Below are 21,944 nucleotides of genomic sequence, written 5' to 3'. Positions count from 1 at the left end.
GAGCTGCTGATGCAGCTAATAAAGGTGGTACCACGGGTTTCCTCGTCCTTTGCGGATGTGGAGACCCTTTTTGTATATAAAAACTATATTATAAAATCAATGAGAAGGAAGAGTACAGATTCCCACTGTATGATAGAGAGCCGGAGCTGCTGGAAACCCGGTATACATGCAATCTGGAATGGACCTTTGAGAGAGCCTTGGAAATAGGAGTACAAGGCAACGGCTGATCTCCGTTAAGAGATAATGAGTGGAAGACAGTATTCAATCTGTCTTCAATAGAGGTGGCACCACGGTCAGAAACCGTCCTTATGTATATTGATAGCAGTATATATAAGGACGGTTTTTTATTTTTAAGTAACTATAGTGCGTATCAAAAAGATCGATAAATTTGAACAATCTCTATTAGAAGAAGATAAAGGAGTTGTAGAAAATGGTTAATTATAAAAGTTCTTCATTAAATGGTGACACCATTACACCGATCTCGGTATTTAATCGCATCCAAGGAAAAAAGAAATTCTTGCTGGAGTCTTCCGGCAATCACAGTGAAAAAGGACGCTTCTCCTTTATCGGATTAAATCCATATAAAGAAGTAATTGGAACAGGGGTGGATACTGTTGTAGTGGATCATACAAAGGCTACAGAAGAGCATCTGCAAGAGAAGCCGCTGGAGGTAGTCAAGGCACATATCCCAAATGAGGATATCCCGCTGCCATTTGCCTTCTATGGCGGAGCAATTGGTTTTATCGGTTATGATGCCATTCGACAATATGAATATATTGGCGAAATGTTAGAGGACGAAATTGATATGCCGGATGTCCACATGATGTTCTATCAAGATGTGATTGTATTTGATCATATGAAGCAATTGATTACCATTATGACGGTTGATTTAGATGGCACAAGGAATGAGGCTCTATTAACAGAACAGCTCCATCAGCTGCAGGAACAGATTCTTACACCAGAGAGTTTTTCTCCTGATAAAGAATTAGCAGTCAGCTTTGCACCGTCTATTCCTAAACAAGAATTCCTGCAAATGGTAGAAGAGGCCAAACAACATATTGTCGATGGTGATATTTTTCAAGTCGTGTTATCTCAGCGGATGAAGGCAACATTTGAGGCCGATCCATTTGTATTTTACCGCAAGTTAAGGGTGGCTAATCCGTCACCATATATGTATTTTATCGACTTTGATGATTATATTGTTTTAGGTGCTTCACCAGAGAGTCTAATCAAAACGACAGGCAGCCATGTGGTGACCAACCCGATTGCCGGCACAAGGCCTCGAGGTAAGACAGAGCAAGAAGATAAGCAACTAGCTGCCGAGCTGTTAGCAGATGAGAAAGAGCTGGCAGAGCATAAGATGTTAGTTGACTTAAGCCGTAACGATTTAGGCAGGGTTTGTGAGACTGGATCAATTACAATTCCGAAATATATGACGATTGAACGTTATCAACATGTTATGCACATTGTCTCTGAAGTACATGGTGAATTAACGGCTGCTTATACCGGCTTAGACGCATTAATTTCTGCCTTGCCGGCAGGCACGGTATCTGGAGCACCCAAGATACGTGCTATGCAGATCATTAATGAGTTAGAACAGAAGAAACGAGGCACGTATGCAGGTGCCGTCGGTTATATCAATATGAACGGTGATCTAGACCTAGCTTTAGCGATCCGCACTATGGTTATCAAGGGAGAACATGCCTATGTTCAAGCAGGTGCCGGTATTGTCTATGATTCTAATCCAGAGTCAGAATATCAAGAGACCCTGAATAAAGCCAAATCGTTATTGGAGGTTAGCAGCAAATGATTTTATTAATCGATAATTATGATTCCTTTACGTATAACTTATTTCAATATATGACAGAGCTGGGTAAAGAGGTAGAAGTTATCCGCAATGACAAATTGACACTGGAAGATATCACCGAGATGAATCCTGAGGCGATTATTCTTTCACCGGGACCGGGAACACCAGAACAAGCGGGTATTTGTATCGATGTTGTCAAGCAGTTAGCGAATAAGTTCCCAATCTTAGGTATCTGCCTGGGACATCAGGCCATCGGTGCAGCCTATGGGGCAGACATTATACATGCAGGACAGATTAAGCATGGCAAGACATCGATGATACGCCACCAAAATGATGAAATCTTCAGTTATCTGGAACAGCCGTTAGAGGTCATGCGCTATCATTCATTAGTAATTGATAAAGCTTCACTGCCTAATGAATTAGTAGTGACAGCAACAGCAATGGACGACGATGAGATTATGGCAGTCAAACATACGTATTTACCGGTATACGGCTTGCAGTTCCACCCAGAATCGATCGGTACAGGTAAAGGCAAGCAAATATTGAATAATTTCTTTGAAGCGATTAGAAAGGAGCAAAAGGCATGAAAAAGTATTTACAGAAAGTATTAAATAAAGAGGACTTATCCTTAACAGAAATGGAAGAGGCATCAAGACTTATTTTTTCAGAGGACACGAGTGATATTGCAATTGGAGCATTTTTGACGGCACTAAAGGCAAAAGGGGAGACATCAGATGAAATAACAGGACTTGTCAATGTATTATTAGAAATTTCGCCGCTTGCTTTGCCGGATGAATTGACCGATGCGATGGATAACTGTGGAACAGGGGGAGACGGCTCGCAAAGTTTTAATGTAAGTACAACGTCAGCCTTTGTCATTGCCGGTGCCGGAATTACGGTAGCAAAGCATGGGAATCGCAGTATCTCCAGTAAGACAGGGAGTGCAGATGTCCTAGAATACCTTGGTGTTCCATTAGAATTTACGCGCCCAGAGACATATGAAATTTTAAAAGAGAATGGCATTGCCTTCTTATTTGCACCAAATGTACATCCGGCAATGAAACGGGCGATGACAGTGAGACGGGCATTAGGTATTCCGACCATTTTTAATGTCATCGGTCCATTGACCAATCCTGTTAAATTAACTTCCCAATTAATGGGAACTTATCATCGGGAGTCGTTAGAAACGATGGCAAATGTATTGCACAAATTAGGCCGCCAGCGTGCCTTGGTTATTAATGGAGCGGGCCATATGGATGAAGCCTCTTTAGCTGGAGAAAATCATCTGGTATTATTAAATCAAGGAGAAATAACAAGATTCACGTTAAATCCAGAAGAAATAGACTTACCAGTCATTCCTAATGATTTGATCAAAGGTGGCGATGCCAAAGAGAATGCATTGATACTGCGTCAAGTATTAGAAGGTGTAAAAGGACCGCATCGTGATACCGTTTTATTGAATGCAGGCTTAGGAATCTTTGCCAATGGAAAAGCAGAAACCATTCAGCAAGGGATAAATATGGCACGTGAATCGATTGATTCTGGTGCAGCGCTGGCGAAATTGGAGAATCTTATTACGATTAGTAACCGAGTAAAAACAAGAGGTGTAGTATGACAATTTTAGATAAAATTTTAGCAGAAAAGGAAAAAGAGGTAGCTGAATTAAAGCAGCATTATCAGCCTGGTTCGATTCAAGGCAAACGAGTTGATGTTTCCTTATATGATACGTTTATGAAGGCAGATAAAATGAGTATTATTGCGGAGATAAAGCGGGCTTCACCGTCAAAAGGGTTAATCAATGACGGGATAGTGCCAAGTGAACAAGGTCGTTTATATGAAGCGTGCGGTGCAGGAGCCATTTCTGTTTTAACCGATACACCGTTTTTCCAAGGAACGATTCAGGATATGCAGGAGGTACGCGAAGCAGTAGAGGTGCCGGTATTAAATAAAGATTTTATTATCGATGACATTCAAATTGACCGTGCCTATGATGCCGGGGCAAACTTGATCTTACTGATTGGGGCTGCCTTGCCGGAAGAACGTTTAGCAGCTTTATATCGTTATGCTGACCAGAAGGGGCTGGAGATTTTGTTTGAGGTGCATAATGAGGAAGAATTGCAAACAGCCAAACGAATTGGTGCCCAAATTATTGGTGTGAATAACCGTAATTTAAAGACATTTGATGTCGATCTTGCTATCACCGAGCAGTTAGCAGCTCAGATTGATACCGAAAAGACACTATTGATTAGTGAGAGCGGGATGAAGACAGCGGCAGATGTGGAGAGAGCGAAAAAAGCAGGGGCACGAGGCATTCTGGTTGGAGAAACGATGATGCGATCTGGTGATTTACAGGAAACGTTCCAAGCATTACAGATACCGTTAGGAGAATAAGCAATGACCCAAGTAAAGATATGTGGACTTCGAGATCCAAAAGCAATTCGGACTGCTGTAGCAGCTGGTGCTGATTTTATTGGCTTTGTTTTTGCCAAAAGTAAGCGACAAGTAACAAAGGAAGAAGCCGCTGCACTTGCAGCCGCTATTCCGGAACAGGTAAAAAAGGTCGGTGTTTTTGTTAACGAAGAGATCGATACTGTTCATGAAATAGCAGAAGCAGTTGGTTTAGATTATATCCAGCTGCATGGTGACGAAACACCAGCATATTGTCAGGCGTTGAAATTACCTATTATTAAGGCCTTTGAAGTTCATAATCAGGAAGATTTAGAACGATTAGCGGATTATGATTGTGGCTATTATTTATTAGACAGTCCTGCTGACCAATATCGGGGCGGAAGCGGTAAAGCCTTTGACTGGTCATTGACAACCGCTTATGATTTTTTAGACAAACGAATTCTATTGGCGGGCGGCTTAGACGCTCATAATGTAGCTGAGGCGATTCAAGAAGTGCGCCCGGCTGGTGTGGATGTATCCAGCGGTGTTGAAACCGACGGCGTGAAAGACTTTGCCAAGATAAAGGCATTTATACAAGCAGCAAAGAAAGGTGATGACAATCATGGTCTATAATGTACCAAATGAAACAGGCCATTATGGTGAATACGGGGGTAGATTTGTACCAGAGACATTGATGCCAGCTGTATTGGAGCTAGAAAAGGCCTATAACGAAGCAAAGAATGATCCAGCATTTAACGAGGAATTCCAATATTATCTCAAGGAGTATGTCGGTCGTGAGACGCCATTATATTATGCAGAGCGGTTTTCAAAACAACTAGGCGGTCCAAAGATCTATCTAAAGCGGGAAGATCTGAACCATACTGGGGCACATAAGATTAACAATGCATTAGGTCAGGCCTTATTAACCTTGCGCATGGGCAAAAAGAAGGTGGTAGCAGAAACAGGTGCAGGACAGCATGGTGTAGCGACGGCCACTGTTTGTGCTCTGCTTGGCTTAGAGTGTGTGATTTTTATGGGGAAAGAAGATGTCCGCCGTCAGAAATTGAATGTCTTCCGGATGGAACTGTTAGGTGCACGTGTAGAGAGTGTGGATCAAGGCAGCGGGACATTAAAGGATGCAGTGAATGAGGCTTTGCGTTACTGGGTCAGCCATGTGGATGATACCCACTATATTATCGGATCTGTAGTAGGACCACATCCATTCCCACAGATTGTCCGCGACTTCCAGAGCATGATTGGTGAAGAAACGAAGCAGCAGCTTCAGGAAAAGGAAGGGCGTTTGCCAGATGCTGTGGTGGCCTGTATTGGCGGCGGCAGTAATTCAATGGGTATGTTCTATCCATTTGTAGAGGATGAAACTGTCAGCATGTATGGTGTAGAAGCAGGCGGAGAAGGCGTGGATACCAACAAACACGCTGTGACATTAAGTTATGGCAAAAAAGGTATTCTGCATGGTACGATGACGTATCTGCTTCAAGATGAGAATGGGCAAATTCAAGAAGCTCACTCTATTTCAGCAGGATTAGATTATCCCGGTGTCGGACCGGAACATAGCTATTTACGCGATCAAGGCCGGGTGAACTATGTCGATATCACCGATCAGGAGGCACTAGAAGGTCTGCAATTCTTGTCCAAAGCAGAGGGAATTATTCCAGCGTTGGAAAGCTCTCATGCGATCGCTTATGCGACTAAATTGGCAAAAGAGATGTCCGAGGATGAAATCATGGTGATTTGTTTATCCGGGCGCGGTGATAAAGATGTGGAAACAGTAAGAGATGCATTAGGTGGTGAAGCAAATGGGTAAACATAAGTTAGAAAAAGCATTTGCAGCCGTATTAGATCAAGGGGACAAGGCGTTTGTACCGTATATTATGGCTGGCGATGGCGGTTTAGATCAATTAAATGAACAGTTAGCTTTTTTAGAAGAAGCTGGTGCAACAGCGGTTGAATTAGGAATTGCTTTTTCTGATCCAGTTGCTGACGGTCCGACCATTCAAGCGGCAGGATTACGAGCCTTAGAGCAAGGTGTGTCTTTACGAGCCGTATTAGAGAAACTAACCGAAACAAAAGCAACACGTCAAATGCCGATTGTCCTAATGACCTATATAAATCCAATTCATACCTATGGAATCGAAGCATTTGCTGAGGCTTGTGCCGATTCTGGAGTCGACGGACTAATTATTCCTGATTTACCTTTGGAAGAGGAAGGTTTGATTGTTCCGGCCTTGCAAAGCTATGATATCGCCTTGATTCGTCTAGCTGCATTAACCAGTACGGAAGAGCGGTTAGCAGAAATCGGCCGGCGCACCGAAGGGTTCCTTTATGCCGTAACAGTAACTGGCACAACCGGTGTACGCAGTTCCTTCCAAGAGAATCTTGGTGAGCATTTGGAGAAATTACGCAAACAGAGTAATGCACCAGTATTAGCTGGATTCGGTGTATCGACACCAGACCATGTCAAATCGCTCACAACACATTGTGATGGTGTGGTTGTCGGCAGTAAAATTGTCGACGCCTTGCATAAAGGCGAACGCGAGGCAATTCGAGAGCTGATTGCAGCGGCAAAGAGTAAGTAAACAAGGGGAAAGAGAAGCTATTGTGTTTGTAATGCAATGGCTTTTCTTTTTTTAGTATAAATTAGATGTAGGATTTCAATAAAATCGGCTGAAAAATCAATATAAAGGGTGAGGGAGATGGAATCGAAATGGAAAGCATGGGCCAAAGAATTGCAGGCAATCAGTCAAGCAGGTACCACCTACTCTAAGGACAAGTTTGATATCCAGCGATTTGAGGAGCTTGGTGCTTTAAGTGAGCAGATAGCAGATTCATACTACGATATCGATACTGCTAAGTGGAATGATCTGTTTGAAAGCGAAACAGGAGTTATCACACCAAAGCTGGCAGTGCGCGGCGTGGTTTTACAAGAGAATAAACTGTTGTTAGTAAAAGAAAAGGCAGACGGCCGCTGGTCGCTTCCAGGTGGCTGGACGGATATAGGGCTGTCAGCTCAGGAAGTGATAGTGAAAGAAATAAAGGAAGAATCGGGTTTTATTGCTGAGGCTGTCCGATTATTAGGAGTCATTGATACACAATTACATCAATATCCTCCAACATCTGTCCATGTGTATGTGGTGATTATTCTATGTGAAATAACAGGAAAAGACACGATGGATTTTATGGAGACAGAGGAGATTGGCTTTTTTGAAAGAGATAAACTTCCCCCGCTGTCCCCTACGCGAAATACAGAGGAATTAATAGAAGAGATATTTGAGTTATTAGCTAAAGAGAATCAAGATAGTTTGTTAGATTAATGGCATTTTTATAGCCCCATCTAAAGATAAAGCCGTTGTACGTATGTGCAACGGTTTATTTTTGGTGAAATCGATAAAAAAGATATCAATTCCAAAAAAATTGACTTCCAACTCGAAGAATTTGCACGCATAATATGAATAAGCATTTTTATACTTGTACGTACAAAAAATAAATGTTTAGATGTAATTTAATTTGAAAGCGATAACAATAGGCAGCATAAGTGCGCAAATTCTTAAAAAGGGGAAGTGAAGCAAAGCAATGAAAAGGATACTATGTCTATTAATGATCATATCTTTAGTAACCATTGTCGCGTGTAGTAATAATTCTGCTACAGAGCCGCAAGAGACAGAGGATGGCAAGACGATTTTGACCGGATTGATTCTGAAGCACGCATTGACCAAAGAAGTGGCAGAGATGGAATGGCTGGCAGAAGCGGAGGAACGTGCAGGTGTAGAAATTCAATGGGAAGAGGTCTCTGCTGATTGGGATCAGAAGAAAGGGGCGATGTTGGCAGGCGGCGATATCCCAGATATTATCATCGGCCCTGGTGCCATATCAGATGCTGATTTCGCACAATTCACAGGGGTATTTGAGGATTTAAGCCCATTAATTGAGGAACATGGACCAAATATTCAAGCTATGTTTGAAGAACAGCCTTTGACAGAAGTTTTGTCTACCTACCCAGACGGTGCGATCTACGGTTTATCAAAATATCAAAGGTTTTGGCCGGAAACAGCAACGATGCAATTTATTAATCAAGATTGGTTAGATAACTTAGGATTGGAGGTCCCAACCAATTGGGACGAATTATTCGATGTTTTGATGGCGTTTAAAGAAGAGGATGCCAATGGAAACGGAGATCCAAATGATGAGATCCCGATGGATTTTGCTCCGATTGGCGAAGGCGGATTTGGATTCTTCCAGCCAACAGTACTGTTGGGAAGCACAGGCATGACGATTGTTGGCGGCGGAGGTCAAGGCTATTTCCTTGAGGATGGAGAAGTAAAGAACTTCTTTATTGATGAGCGCTATAAGGAATTTGTTATTTTCATGAATAAGCTGTATGCGAATGGCTTGATCAATGACGAGGCATTTACTCAGGATTATTCACAATACCAAGCAGTGGCAAGAGGAGAGGGAGATGTAGCCAAGATTGGTTATACCTTTGGCTGGGAAAAAACAGACCGATTTGGCCTGAATATTGCTGACCAGTATCAAACATTTGCCCCGATGCAGCAATCAGCAGATTCTGATGATGAGGTATCTTGGACATATGATTATAACCAGTTGAATTATGGGGTCAACTTTGCCCAAATATCCTCACAGGCCAGTGATAAAGAAGCTGCGATGCGCTTTATTAATGAACTGTATGATCCAGAAGTAAGTTTACAAGTATTGTTTGGTTCAATCGGTCCGAATATTGAAAAGACAGGGGATCAATCTTATAAAATTTTGCCGCCTGAAGATGAAGAAATGGATCCGGGAACATGGAAATGGACATCTTCATGGGCAGATAATGGTCCCATGTTTATCTCGGATGAAATAGATGTAGAACTTCCAGTCGATATGCAGGATGTGGAGGCACAGCAGGAACCATTTAAACAAGTATTTGAGAATTTAGATCAAGAAAACGATGTCTTCCCAGGCATGATGCTGAAATATTCACAAGAAGATCAGAATCAAATGACCTTGGTTAATACCGATTTTATGAATATAGCGATTGCTAAATTTGGTGAATGGGTGACCAGTGGCGGTATCGAAGAAGAGTGGGATAGTTATGTTCAGCAGGTTGAACAGATCGGTTTACCGTCCAATATAGAGATCATTCAAACTTACTATGATGATTATATCCAACAAATAAGCGAGTAATTTTTTCGGCTGTCGCCAAGTGTGCTTGGCGATAGGCCTACTTTTGCTAAAAAGGAGCGTACTATACGATGGCCTTTACCCAAGTATCGAAAACAAAAACAGCCTCAAGATCCAAAAGAGAAACCGTGCTGAGTACCTTTAGAAGAGACTACCAACTTTGGTTAATGATTTTTCCGGCGATCATCTGTGTCATCATCTTTAATTACGTTCCCATGTATGGGATCCAACTGGCCTTTCGCGAATATGACTTTACAGCGGGACTGACTGGCGGGGAATGGGCAGGTTTAAAATATTTTGAACAGTTTTTTAATAGTCATCTATTTTGGGACTTGATTAGAAATACCTTGTTAATTAGTATCACGACGATTGTGGTAGGTTTTCCGGCGCCGATTGCCTTAGCATTATTGGTGAATCAAATCCGCTGGAAACGAGGCAAGCGAATACTGCAGACAACGGTCTATTTGCCTCACTTTATTTCGATTGTGGTGTTAGTTGGCTTGCTTAATGTGATGCTGTCACCGAATACTGGTGTGCTAGGGTTATTACTTGCCAAGCTAGGGGTGGAAGGGAACCTGTTAGCTTCTGTAACAGCCTTTGTGCCCATTTATGTGCTCTCTGATGTATGGCAGCATGTCGGCTGGAACAGTATTATTTACTTGGCTGCCCTTGCTTCCGTTGATCCACAGTTATACGATGCAGCCAAGATTGACGGTGCTAATAAATGGCAGATTATTCGCAATATCGAGATCCCAGCGATTATCCCAACAATCATTATTTTGTTGATTTTGAATATGGGAAGTGTGATTAGTACAGGGTTTGAGAAGATATTCCTGATGCAAAACTCGCTTAATCTGCCCATTTCGGAAGTGATTGAAACCTATGTGTATAAGACGGGGATTGTATCCAATCAATTTAGTTATGCAGCGGCAATTGGGCTCTTTAATACGTTAATTAACTTTACCATGTTGGTTATTGTAAACACGATTGCCAAACGTGTAGCCCGAATCAGCTTGTGGTAATTGACGTGACAAGGAAGGAGAAACAAGATGGCTTCCATATCCATTGACAAAATCAAAGCAAAAAAACCGAAAGATCTATTGTTTGATACATTTATTATTTTCTTTTGTTTGTTCATATTCTTTGTAGTGGCTTATCCGATCTTTTTCATTGTGATTGCATCGATCAGTGATCCAACGTTTGTTTCGACAGGACAGGTACTGTTTCTGCCAAAAGGCTTTAGTTTATTTGGCTATGAGCAAATATTCGCTGATACACGTGTATGGATTGGTTATCGGAATACGTTGTTTTACGCATTGTTTGGTACCTTCATCAATTTATTATTTACCTTGCCGGCAGCCTATGTATTATCACGGCAGGAATTCAGAGCCAGACGTTTTCTGATGTTTTTCTTTATCTTCACCATGTTTTTTAACGGTGGTTTAATCCCGACGTACATGTTAATGCGTGATCTAAGTTTGGTGGATACACCGTGGGTATTTATCTTTAATCCATTGACTGTTAATGTCTTTAATCTTATTATTACGAGAACCTTTTTTGAGAATAATATTCCTCATGAAATGTTTGAAGCAGCGACAATGGATGGTTGTTCCCATTTCAAGTTCTTTTCAACCATTGTGCTCCCACTTTCTAAGGCAGTAACAGCGGTTATCGGTCTTTATTATTTAGTCGGACATTGGAATAACTTTTTTACTGGTTTAATCTACATTCGAGATTATAACCTCCAGCCCTTGCAGATTGTTTTGCGTGATATTTTATTATCCAATCAAGTATTTGCTGAAGGTGCTGGAAGTGGAGGAACCGGCGGCGGTTATGCCCAGCGCTATGCCGATCAAGTAAAATATGGGGTAATCATTGTTTCTTCTCTACCAGTGCTAGTTTTATATCCTTTTATCCAAAAGTACTTTGAGAAAGGTGTTTTAATTGGATCAGTAAAAGGATGAAAAAACAAAGCTGCTGCACAATTAAATAATTAATTATGCAGCAGTTTTATTCTGCCTGTATACTAACACAAGTAGATCGACTTCTTAACAGAGAGAACAGCAATTATTTCAACGTCTGGCAGATATCGAGAGCAAGGCACCGCTGCGGCTGACCGTTTCGCTTTCCGAGGGGCATGCTCTTCAGCTAACTTTTGCCAAGAAGAGCACTTGACAAAAGTGGATCTTCAGATCATGCGAATCCCTCCGGAGTCGAAACGATCGGCCTTCGCTAAAGGTGTGAACGTTGAACATACACCACACGGAATCGGCTAACACACAAAACCTGTCTTAATCTGCAAAGGAGCGATAAGCTGTTCGCATGATAATGTAAGCAAGCAGGCTTGTGCCGATCACAGGTATAAAACCAGGGAACGAGTAGTAAAAGTAGCATGTTGCTGCGATCAATAACAAAAGTAAAATGGTTTGCAGTGGTTTCCCTAGCACCATGACAGCGGAGTACTTTATATAACCTATGAGTGAGAATTGATAGTGTACATAGATAGGAAGAATGTAAACAGAAATTAATGCAATAACGGCCAATAATATATAAGTCATAATCATAAATAAAGAATGGATAAATGAACCTTCTAATTGTCCAAGTATTTGTAAATTAATCAGCAGCAAGCCAGCACTTCCACCGATTAAATAACCTAAAAGATTAGCCTTGAGGAACTCTTGCTTGTAAGAGTGCCAATAAGTTTGGAAGAGTTTCACATCTGTTTCTGATTTTAGCTCCTGCCGAATCGTAGCAAAAAGGGCAGCAGTTGCAGGGAATAGGCCAAACAAGAACAACCCAGCCAAACTAAATACAAACCAATAAATATTTAATAGGATGATCTTAAACAGCCATTCGCCTATTGATATATATGTAGTAACCCCTCTATTCATTTGTATCCTCCTGCCGATCCCGTTCCTGTTGAGGTGGGTCTGAGTATTATGATTACTTCCTTATCGATTTGTTATATGAGATAGCTATTATCTCACTTCAATTGTACCACACATATACGTATGATTTCTATCAAAATAAGGGGTATCACAATTGTTTTTATTAATAAGTGTGATGCTATAATCAATCTTGTACTTATATGTGGTAAGCTAGAAAAGAACTGTATCATGTTGGCAGAGTAGAATATTTGAGGTAGTGAATCGAAAATGAAAGCTGCTTCTATCTGCCATCCTTGTAATTCAAAAATGAAAGAGAGGAAGGGATAAGAGATGTGAATTTTACAGAATCTTAGTGGGAAGTAGATAACCAATAACTTATTTATACTTGAAAGGAGTATCTATGAGAAAGTTAGTGAGACAATTATTATTTGTGGTGATGTTGTTTGGATTAATGCTGCCAATGACTGCACTTGGAGAGGAGCAAGATGATATAGAACCTATTCATTTTGACCGCGTATCTGTTCATGATCCATCTATTATTAAAGTAGATAAGGATGCTTATTATCTATTTGGTACGCATATTTCTGCTGCCAAATCATCTGATTTAATTAATTGGACCTCTTTAGTAGAAAGTGAATACCAAACACCTGAGAATAACCCTATCTATGGTGATTTATCCAGTAACCTTGCTGAGTCGTTTAAATGGGCGGGAGAAGACGATGCAGACAGTACAGGAGGTTATGCCGTCTGGGCACCAGAAATTATTTGGAATGGTGACTATCTTTGGGAAGACGGTACAACCGGAGCTTATATGATCTACTATAGTGTATCTTCCACTTATATTAGATCAGCCATCGGCATTGCGGTGTCTCGGGATATAGAAGGGCCGTATGCGTATGTTGATACTGTCATGTATTCCGGTTTTACGGAAGAAGAAGCTTATGATCATAACAGCAATATCAATAAGCAATGGGAAAATACCAATATCTCAACACTGATTGAAGATGGGGTAATAGAAGACCCGAATTCGGATTGGTTTACAGATGATGGGCAATTTAATAATGCGTTATATACAAATGCGATTGATGCCAATGTCCTCTATGATGAAGATGGTGATTTATGGATGACCTATGGCTCGTGGTCAGGCGGTATCTATGTGTTGCCGTTAGATAAAAAGACAGGCTTGCCTATTTATCCGGGGACAGATGGGGAAACTGCTGATGGGAGAATGATTGACCGCTACTTCGGAACAAAAATAGCCGGAGGTTTTGGGCGTTCAGCGGAAGGACCATATGCTGTGTATGATGAAGAAACAGGGTATTATTACCTGTATGTCACATATGGAGGACTTGCCTCTGATGGCGGTTATCAAATGAGACAATTCCGGTCCGAACATATACAAGGGCCATACCAAGATGCAGCTGGAAATCAGGCAGTATTTCCGGATAGTTTTGATATGGGGGCAGGTAATTTTCCTGGTAATGATGATCATCAGAATATTGGCAATAAAATGATGGGAAACTTCTTGTTTGCGAGAGACTTAGGTGAAACAGGCGAAGGAATTGGTACTGGCTATATGGCTCCGGGTCACAATTCTTATTTGATAGATGAAGACCTAGGTAAAGAATTTATTATTACCCATACACGTTTTCCAGAACAAGGAGAAATGCATCAAGTGCGCGTACATCAAACATTTAAGAATAAGGATGGTTGGCCTGTCCCCATGCCATACCACTATACTGGCGAGGAAATGAAGGCGGTTTCTTTGGGCGATGTGACAGGACATTACAAATATATTAATCACGGTAAAGAGATTACAGGTGAATTAACTTCTTCTTCATGGATAGAACTTCATGATGATCAAACCATTTCAGGAGCGGTTTCAGGGAGATGGGAATTATATGATGACTACAGAGTCGGCTTAACGATTGATGATCAAACTTATGATGGTGTATTTATAGAACAATACGATCCTACTTCCGAAAGCTATGTAATGACCTTTAGCGCTATGTCCAATGAAGGAGTAGTTGTTTGGGGCAGCCGCGCAGAGAATAGGGATAAACAGGAAGTACTAGATCGTATAAAAAATGAATTAATGAACACTATTCCAGAACAAACTGCTTCCAATTTATTACTGCCTGTGACTGCGACACAAGGAGCCCAAATTACTTGGCATTCTTCTGATCCAGATGTGCTAACAGTTGACGGGACCGTTACAAGACCAGCATTTGGCATGGGGGATACCGAAGTCGAGTTAACGGCAGTGATTACTTTGGGTGGAATCACGAAAGAAGTGGTTTTTCAGATAAAGGTGCTGGCAGAAAAGGAAGCAGGCTTAGCTGCCCATTATTCTTTTGATGCTGGTTTGAAGGATAAGACTGGGAATGTAGAGGAAGCGGTTGTCACAGGAGATCGTATCCATAATACGGGTGGCGAAATAACCTTTGAAGGCGGAGTTGTCGGCAAAGCAGCAAGATTTGACGGTCAGTCCGGATTAAAATTAGCAGATGGTTTGATCAATCATGCGGCATATTCCGTTTCATTGTGGGTGAACCCCGAAGAAATCACGGAGTTTACAACGACTTTTTTCGGAACGAGAACAGAGAATAATTGGGTCAGTATCGTTCCTAATGCACACAATGTAACAAAGGTATGGGTTCACAATGACAATGATTGGTATGATGCGGAAGCAAATGATGTCATACCCCCAAATGAATGGACACACCTAGCCTTGACGGTAGATGATGGAGAAGGTACTTTTTATATCAATGGGGAAGTGGTATTTTCCGGTCAGGATTTCCCTCATGTTTTCACTGCTGACGAGTCGCAATTTGCTTTAGGTGTCAACTATTGGGATGCTCCTTTTAAAGGATTAATCGATGAAGTGATGGTGTATAATGGACAAGTTTTATCTCCAGACGAGGTGATATCTTTATATCATTTAGAGGAAGAGGAAATCGCTGAAGAAGAAACTTGTCCGGAAGCAAATAATTGTTCAGAAGAAGAGGAGCTTCCAGAAAAGGATCACTGTCCAGACGAAGAAACTAATTGTTCAGAAAAACAGGAAAAGACAGAAGAAAGTAATTGTCGAGAAAACGATGGAAATCTGACTGGAGACAGCTGTGCAGAAGCTGGTCAGGTTCCTGAGGACAATAACTGTTTAGCAGAAGCAGATTGCCCTGGTGATGAAGTGCCAAGAGATAATAAGCAAACAGAAAACAATGAAATATCTGACCAAAATGGTACGACAAAGACAGATGAGATGGATCTGTCATCAGAACAGGCGGATCAGCAAGGTAAGCTGCCTGATACTTTCACTAATCAATATAATCTCTTGTTATGGGGGATAATCTTAGTTGGTGCAGGAATGACAGCTTATTTTATGGCGAGAAAGCGAAGAGCGGTGGGTTAAAGTAATTTAGCATATTGCTTGTAAAATGAATAAACCGCATGAAAAGGATAGGCCTATCCTTTTCATGCGGTTTAATTTTTGAGAGGCTTAGTTATTTAAACATACATCCCCTGTATTTGCGTTTGCAGCTTCTTATCCGCCACATACTCATCATAACTGATTTCTTTATCAATAATACCGTTCGGTGTGATCTCGATCAGGCGATTGGCAATACTGTTGATAAACTGATGATCATGTGATGTGAATAAGATCGAACCTTTAAAGTTGATTAATCCGTTGTTGACAGAAGTAATGGACTCCAAATCTAAGTGATTCGTCGGTTCGTCTAGCACCAACACATTGGCATTGGATAACATCATTTTCGATAACATACATCTTACTTTTTCTCCACCAGATAATACGCTGGCTTTCTTTAAAGCTTGTTCCCCAGAGAAGAGCATGCGGCCTAAAAATCCGCGTAAGAAGGTTTCGGTCTGGTCATCTGGTGAGTATTGGCGAAGCCACTCCACCAAGGTCATCTCATTGCCTTCGAAAAATTCAGCATTATCCTTCGGAAAGTAAGACTGGGAAGTGGTCACACCCCAGGTAAAGCTTCCCTCATCTGGCTCCATTTCGCCCATTAAGATATCAAATAAGGTGCTTTTGGCGATCTCATTTGGTCCGACAAAAGCGACTTTATCGTAGGGGTTCAAAGTAAAACTGACATTATCTAAAACCTTCACACCATCAATTGTTTTAGAAATTCCTTCCACACGTAATAAGTCATTCCCAATATCACGACCAGGCTGAAAAGCAACATATGGATAACGGCGGGAAGAAGGCTTAATATCGTCTAAGGTGATATTATCAAGCATTTTCTTCCGTGAGGTGGCCTGTTTGGATTTGGAAGCATTCGCACTAAAGCGTGCAATAAAGTTTTGCAGTTCTTTGATTTTCTCTTCTTTTTTCTTATTTTGATCTTTAGCCATCTGCAGGGCAAGCTGGCTGGATTCATACCAGAAATCATAGTTTCCGACATATAATTCAATCTTACCATAGTCAACATCTGCAATATGAGTACATACTTTGTTTAAGAAATGACGGTCGTGTGAAACAACAATCACTGTATTCTCAAAGTTAATCAAAAATTCCTCCAGCCATTGAATCGCCTGAATATCTAAGTGGTTGGTCGGCTCATCCAGCAGCAGAATATCTGGATTGCCAAATAAAGCTTGTGCCAGTAAAACTTTTACTTTATCAGATCCAGATAGTTCAGCCATTTTCTTTGTATGCAGGCTCTCATCGATACCGAGCCCTTTTAACAGGATAGCAGCATCAGATTCTGCTTCCCAGCCATTCATTTCGGCAAACTCACCTTCTAGTTCAGCGGCACGCATACCGTCTTCTTCTGTAAATTCACCTTTGGCATAAATGGCGTCTTTTTCCTGCATTACTTCATATAAGCGAGCATGGCCCATAATAACCGCAGTTAACACTTCATATTCTTCATAAGCAAAGTGATCCTGTTTTAACACCGCTAGACGCTCATCCTTGCCAAGTGATACATGACCTGACTGAGGATCCAATTCACCAGATAATATTTTGAGGAAGGTAGACTTCCCAGCTCCATTCGCCCCAATTAGTCCATAACAATTACCTGCTGTGAATTTGATATTCACATCTTCAAACAACTTCTTATCTCCAAAACGTAAACTAACATTTGTAGCTTGTAACATATATCATAATTCCTCCATATTTCATATATAAAGCAAGCTTAAGCGATTTAGGTTAGGAAGTCAATCTAAGCAGCAGATTTAAGTTATGAATGGATATGGTACAATGAGAAAAAACTTTCAGCCAGTATGGAATTTCCTTTCCTGCTGATGGTTCATGTCTGAATAAAAAGGATGGGGATTTAATTGCGGCAATATTCTAAGCATAATACATATGGTTTTCGATTTAAAGGGGATTATCAAGAGCGAGTGGCAGGGCTGCATGCGATTGGTTTTGAAAGGCGTGATAACCCCAGCTATCGTTGGAATGGTCTAGATAGAGGGGAAAATGACCGGCTTGTTTTTCAATATACGTTAAATGGTAAAGGGGCGATTCGAATTGGCGAAACGACCCATGAAATAACACAAGGGAATGCCTTTTTTGTCCAGATTCCCAGTGATCACTGCTATTACCTGCCAGAAAATTCTGCACAGTGGGAGTTTATCTTTTTTACGATATACGGGAAAGAAGCGGTCAACCTATTTCGTCAGATCACGGAAAAACATGGACATCTGTTTCAATTACCTAGTCAAGCTGGTCCAATTCGGCATATTTTCCGAACGTTGGAAAAAGTCGAGACAACAGGAATTAATCATGGTTATGAAGCCTCAGCCTATGCCTATTCTTTCTTGATGGAATGTTTAGAGTATCTGGAATATGGCCAGCAACAGCCGAAACAAGTTCCGCCAGCAATTACCAAAGCGATTGATTATATGGAAAAACATTATCAAGAGGATATAACGCTGGATGACATTGTAGAGGTATCGGGGGTATCGAAGTATCATTTTACACGTTTGTTTACGAAAGCAGTCAATGATACACCGATTCAGTATTTAACAAAAATCAGAATCCAGCATGCATTAAGTTTATTGGCAATAAAAGAAAAAAGTATTGAAGAGATTGCTCGTGAAGTGGGCTATACGTCAAGTAATTATTTTAGCAAAGTCTTTAAACAAATGGTTGGCAGTACACCGAGTTATTACCGCCAGGATACGTCGGTTATGCCGGTGGATCGTTTATTTATTGATTAGATACCAGTGGCTGCCTCCCCAGTAAGAGACAAACATCTCTTAACTGGGGCTTTTGTTATTGTTCCTATCAGGGATTTCATTTATTGTGCCATTGAAATGGGGATCGGTAATCAGTTGTATTGCAGTGTATCTGTCTGTAACACTCCTGCTTCAAATAAAGGAATAGGTCATTTTTAAGCGGGAGTTCCAACAGGCCCGTTCGGTTTAACTAACGTTCAGTGAGGGGAGAGAGGAAACGGACTAAGTTCGCGACGTCGTGTCGCAATGTCTGCACTAGCACATCCTATACGGCGAACCCCTGCTGAACGAAGTTGCGTTTTATGCATATCATGTTGTAAACGCATTCAGTTTGCGGTGGTATGCTTTAATCGTTTGTAAACAGACTGGTGTAAGTAAATAAAATAGATTTAGATTAACTAACTGCATACCATTTTAAAATTCGATAGGATGGAGGGGGAGAAATTAATGGGGAAGAAACATGTATGGATAGTGTTGCTTTTTGGTATGATGTTGTTCTTATTTGCTGCATGTACGTCTGACACTGGTAATCAGAGTGAGAGCACAGAAGATAGTAATAAAAAAGAAGAGGTAAAACTAACGATGACGGCTTGGGGAAATCCAGCAGAACAAAAAGTATACCAACGAGCATTAGACGCCTATATGGAAAAACACCCGCATATTACGGTTGAATTAATTCCTGCACCAAGTGATACCTATAGACAGCAATTATTTACTCAATTACAAGGCAGCCAAGCTTCCGACTTGTTTTATGTAGGCGCAGAATATATGGCGCAATTAATTGAAACAGGAAGGATAGTTGAATTAAATGAATTCTTAGACTCAGATGAAAGTTATGTAAAGGCAAATGAATTTGCGGAAGGGTTATGGGGGCCAGCAAGGAATGAAGAAACCATTTATGGTGTACCTGTGGATTCTAATCCTTATCTCATCTATTACAATAAAAAGGTTCTAGAAGAGGCAGGGATTGATCCTGATGAACCACAGAAACTATTTGAGGCAGGAGAATGGAATTGGGATAATTTCGCTAATTTAAGTGAACAGGTTGCAGAAAGTGGGAAATATGGTTATGTGGCAGAAAATAAACCGGGCCGATATTTTAGCTGGATATGGACAAATGGCGGTGAGATGTATGATGAGGATGGTAATCTTATCTTCGCAGAGAATAAAGAAGCCCAAGAGGCTTTTGGATATCTCCGTGATAACATCGCTGCCGGCAATTTTACGTATGCAGGTTCCTTGCCGGAGGGGCAGGGTCCAGATGCGATGTTTATGTCCAATCAAACGGCATTCGTTTCTGCGGGGAGATGGTATACACCGATGTTTAGTGAAAACCAGGCCCTAGAATTCGATTATATTCCATGGCCAACTAATACTGGTGAACAAACGGAAAAGGTAGCTATTGCTACCGCGTATTTAGCAGTAGGCGGACATTCTGATCATATTGAGGAAGCCTTGAAATTCTTATCTTATTACACATCAGAACAAGGCCAGCGAGATAGATTAACAGATGGAGGGAATGCCGTACCATCTGTAGAATCGGCAGATGATATTGTGGAAAATGCTGATATCCCTGCACACTCTGCTTACTTAATTGATGCTAGAAATATCGGGCAAGTAGAGGATAAACAAACTTCGATTCCAGGTTTAGATGAGCAAGTAAATGCTGTGCTTGATTTGTTATTCTTAGGTCAACAAGATTTAGAAACGACTGTGGAAAAAATCGATCAGGTAGGGAAGCAGATTATAGAAGAGTACAAAAATGAGGAATAAGTATTAGCTTAACTATTATGATGACTAGCTATCTTATTAAGATTTAATATTAGGGGGGAACCGGCTGCTTATAGATAAAAGCAGCCGGTTTTTTTAGTAAATAAACAAACAAACAGCAGAATACTTTGGTTTATTGATTAGATAAAATCAGTTGTTATGTATCTCTATTTATTAGTTATTACAAAGCTACCCCTTTGTTGGGGATGAGAGATTCTAGTAGTTTATTTATTGATTTAAAGAGCAATATATTACTTATTTCAAAAATATTTACGATTGAAAACGATTAGAAAGCGCATTACCATGTATATAAGTAATAGCAATTTCATACGATTTCTAAGGAGGAATAAGAAATGTCCAAAATAACTTTTCTAGGTGCAGGCAGTACCGTTTTTGCAAAGAATGTATTAGGAGACTGTATGACAGTTGACGCTTTACAGGATTTTGAGTTTGCTTTATTTGATATTGATCACGAACGTTTAAATGATTCAGAAATGATGTTAAATAATATGAAGAAGAGCATGAATTCTACGGTAACGGTCAAGGCCTACCAAGACCGTAAGGAAGCATTACGCGGTGCGAAATACGTGATTAATGCGATTCAGGTTGGCGGTTATGATCCATGTACAATCACTGATTTTGAAGTGCCGAAGAAATATGGTTTGCGTCAAACGATTGCCGATACATTGGGAATTGGCGGTATTTTCCGTAATCTAAGAACAATTCCTGTTATGCAAGAATTCGCACGTGATATGAAAGAGGTTTGTCCGGAGGCTTGGTTCTTAAACTATACAAACCCGATGGCTGTGCTGACAAATATCATGTTAAAAGAAGGCATTAAAACAGTAGGATTATGCCACAGTGTCCAGGTTTGTGCCAGTGAATTATTAAAATCTTTAGAAATGCCAACCGATAATGTGCAATGGAAAATTGCCGGAATTAATCATATGGCTTGGTTATTAGAAATTACTCGTGATGGGGAAGATCTTTATCCAGAAATTAAGGAGCGTGCGAAAGAAAAACAAAAAGAGAAGCACAAAGATATGGTGCGTTTTGAGTTAATGGATAAATTCGGTTACTATATTACGGAATCATCCGAACACAATGCGGAATACCATCCATACTTTATTAAGAGCAAATATCCTGAGTTAATTGATCGCTTTAATATTCCGTTGGATGAGTATCCTCGCCGCTGTGTGAATCAAATTGAGGGTTGGAAGAAGATGCGTGATGATTTAGTGAATGATCAGAACTTAACACATGAGCGTTCTCATGAATATGGTTCGTACATTATCGAAGCAATGGAAACAAATAAGCCATTCAAAATTGGTGGTAATGTCATGAATACAGGGCGTTTAATTAGTAACCTTCCAGAAAACGCAGTAGTAGAGGTGCCGTGTTTAGTAGATGCCAGCGGTGTGACGCCGACTTATGTAGGCGACTTGCCAGAACAGCTTGCTGCTTTGAATAGAACGAATATCAATACACAGCTGTTAACAATCGAAGCGGCATTAACACAGAAAAAAGAGAAGATCTATCAGGCTGCACTATTAGATCCGCATACATCTGCAGAATTATCTATGGATGATATTATTGCGCTATGTGATGATCTTATCGAAGCACATGGTGATTGGCTGCCAGAGTATAAATAATATAAATAAATAGGATAAATAGAGGGC

17 protein-coding genes and 2 other annotated features (1 of these 19 cut by a window edge) are annotated in these 21,944 nt (G+C 40.7%); of the genes, 15 read left to right on the top strand and 2 right to left on the bottom strand.

Going from position 1 to position 21,944, the window contains the following annotated elements; all coding sequences use genetic code 11:
- Positions 1 to 53 (top strand) — a binding site (T-box leader); it begins 186 nt to the left of the window's first position.
- A 37-nt stretch (positions 54 to 90) separates the two neighbouring features.
- Positions 91 to 311 (top strand) — a binding site (T-box leader).
- A gap of 119 nt (positions 312 to 430) precedes the next feature.
- The 11 genes from trpE (at position 431) to JOD18_RS20590 (ending at position 11,358) form a co-directional block, all read left to right on the top strand.
- The gene (gene trpE / locus JOD18_RS20635; RefSeq protein ID WP_204671023.1) at positions 431 to 1,810 is read left to right on the top strand and encodes an anthranilate synthase component I; all 1,380 of its coding nucleotides are present in this window, start codon (positions 431 to 433) and stop codon (positions 1,808 to 1,810) included.
- A complete protein-coding gene (locus tag JOD18_RS20630; protein ID WP_204671021.1) occupies positions 1,807 to 2,394 on the top strand; it encodes an anthranilate synthase component II in 588 nt (195 codons plus the stop codon). The genes trpE and JOD18_RS20630 overlap by 4 nt, the downstream gene beginning before the upstream one ends.
- Positions 2,391 to 3,422, top strand: a complete 1,032-nt coding sequence (trpD, locus tag JOD18_RS20625) for an anthranilate phosphoribosyltransferase (RefSeq protein ID WP_204671019.1) — start codon at positions 2,391 to 2,393, stop codon at positions 3,420 to 3,422. Before JOD18_RS20630 ends, trpD begins: the two co-directional genes overlap by 4 nt.
- The gene (trpC, locus tag JOD18_RS24460; protein ID WP_239588271.1) at positions 3,419 to 4,198 is read left to right on the top strand and encodes an indole-3-glycerol phosphate synthase TrpC; all 780 of its coding nucleotides are present in this window, start codon (positions 3,419 to 3,421) and stop codon (positions 4,196 to 4,198) included. Before trpD ends, trpC begins: the two co-directional genes overlap by 4 nt.
- A 3-nt stretch (positions 4,199 to 4,201) precedes the next feature.
- On the top strand, positions 4,202 to 4,828 hold the full coding sequence (locus tag JOD18_RS24455; protein ID WP_239588270.1) for a phosphoribosylanthranilate isomerase: 627 nt from the start codon (positions 4,202 to 4,204) through the stop codon (positions 4,826 to 4,828).
- The gene (gene trpB / locus JOD18_RS20615; protein WP_204671017.1) at positions 4,818 to 6,020 is read left to right on the top strand and encodes a tryptophan synthase subunit beta; all 1,203 of its coding nucleotides are present in this window, start codon (positions 4,818 to 4,820) and stop codon (positions 6,018 to 6,020) included. The genes JOD18_RS24455 and trpB overlap by 11 nt, the downstream gene beginning before the upstream one ends.
- Entirely contained in the window at positions 6,013 to 6,792 is a 780-nt protein-coding gene (trpA, locus tag JOD18_RS20610) for a tryptophan synthase subunit alpha (protein ID WP_204671015.1), read from the top strand. The genes trpB and trpA overlap by 8 nt, the downstream gene beginning before the upstream one ends.
- A gap of 117 nt (positions 6,793 to 6,909) precedes the next feature.
- Complete coding sequence (locus JOD18_RS20605) at positions 6,910 to 7,527, top strand: NUDIX hydrolase (protein ID WP_204671013.1); 618 nt, start codon at positions 6,910 to 6,912, stop codon at positions 7,525 to 7,527.
- Between the two features lie 259 nt (positions 7,528 to 7,786).
- A complete protein-coding gene (locus JOD18_RS20600; protein ID WP_204671011.1) occupies positions 7,787 to 9,397 on the top strand; it encodes a type 2 periplasmic-binding domain-containing protein in 1,611 nt (536 codons plus the stop codon).
- A gap of 68 nt (positions 9,398 to 9,465) precedes the next feature.
- The gene (locus tag JOD18_RS20595) at positions 9,466 to 10,416 is read left to right on the top strand and encodes an ABC transporter permease (protein WP_204671010.1); all 951 of its coding nucleotides are present in this window, start codon (positions 9,466 to 9,468) and stop codon (positions 10,414 to 10,416) included.
- 27 nt (positions 10,417 to 10,443) lie between these two features.
- Positions 10,444 to 11,358: a carbohydrate ABC transporter permease gene (locus JOD18_RS20590; RefSeq protein WP_204671009.1), complete on the top strand. Its 915-nt coding sequence runs from the start codon at positions 10,444 to 10,446 to the stop codon at positions 11,356 to 11,358.
- Between the two features lie 327 nt (positions 11,359 to 11,685).
- Here the strand turns inward: JOD18_RS20590 and JOD18_RS20585 are convergent, their stop codons facing one another.
- A complete protein-coding gene (locus JOD18_RS20585; RefSeq protein WP_204671008.1) occupies positions 11,686 to 12,285 on the bottom strand; it encodes a YesL family protein in 600 nt (199 codons plus the stop codon).
- A 397-nt stretch (positions 12,286 to 12,682) separates the two neighbouring features.
- Between JOD18_RS20585 and JOD18_RS20580 the strand changes: the two genes are divergently transcribed.
- A complete protein-coding gene (locus JOD18_RS20580; RefSeq protein WP_204671007.1) occupies positions 12,683 to 15,694 on the top strand; it encodes a LamG-like jellyroll fold domain-containing protein in 3,012 nt (1,003 codons plus the stop codon).
- Between the two features lie 95 nt (positions 15,695 to 15,789).
- Here JOD18_RS20580 and JOD18_RS20575 read toward each other — a convergent pair whose 3' ends face one another.
- Positions 15,790 to 17,409, bottom strand: a complete 1,620-nt coding sequence (locus JOD18_RS20575) for an ABC-F family ATP-binding cassette domain-containing protein (protein ID WP_204671006.1) — start codon at positions 17,407 to 17,409, stop codon at positions 15,790 to 15,792.
- A 183-nt stretch (positions 17,410 to 17,592) separates the two neighbouring features.
- Here JOD18_RS20575 and JOD18_RS20570 point away from each other — a divergent pair, with 183 nt between their 5' ends.
- From JOD18_RS20570 to melA, 3 genes are all read left to right on the top strand, one after another.
- Positions 17,593 to 18,477 (top strand): helix-turn-helix domain-containing protein, encoded by an 885-nt coding sequence (locus JOD18_RS20570; protein WP_204671005.1) that lies wholly within the window; start codon positions 17,593 to 17,595, stop codon positions 18,475 to 18,477.
- Between the two features lie 465 nt (positions 18,478 to 18,942).
- The gene (locus tag JOD18_RS20565; RefSeq protein ID WP_204671004.1) at positions 18,943 to 20,268 is read left to right on the top strand and encodes an ABC transporter substrate-binding protein; all 1,326 of its coding nucleotides are present in this window, start codon (positions 18,943 to 18,945) and stop codon (positions 20,266 to 20,268) included.
- Between the two features lie 350 nt (positions 20,269 to 20,618).
- A complete protein-coding gene (gene melA / locus JOD18_RS20560; RefSeq protein ID WP_204671003.1) occupies positions 20,619 to 21,917 on the top strand; it encodes an alpha-glucosidase/alpha-galactosidase in 1,299 nt (432 codons plus the stop codon).
- Positions 21,918 to 21,944 lie beyond the last annotated feature (27 nt).

The organism is Gracilibacillus alcaliphilus, assembly GCF_016909015.1.
In the GTDB taxonomy this organism is placed as follows: domain Bacteria; phylum Bacillota; class Bacilli; order Bacillales; family Amphibacillaceae; genus Gracilibacillus; species Gracilibacillus alcaliphilus.
This window is presented reverse-complemented; position numbering and strand designations above follow the sequence as displayed.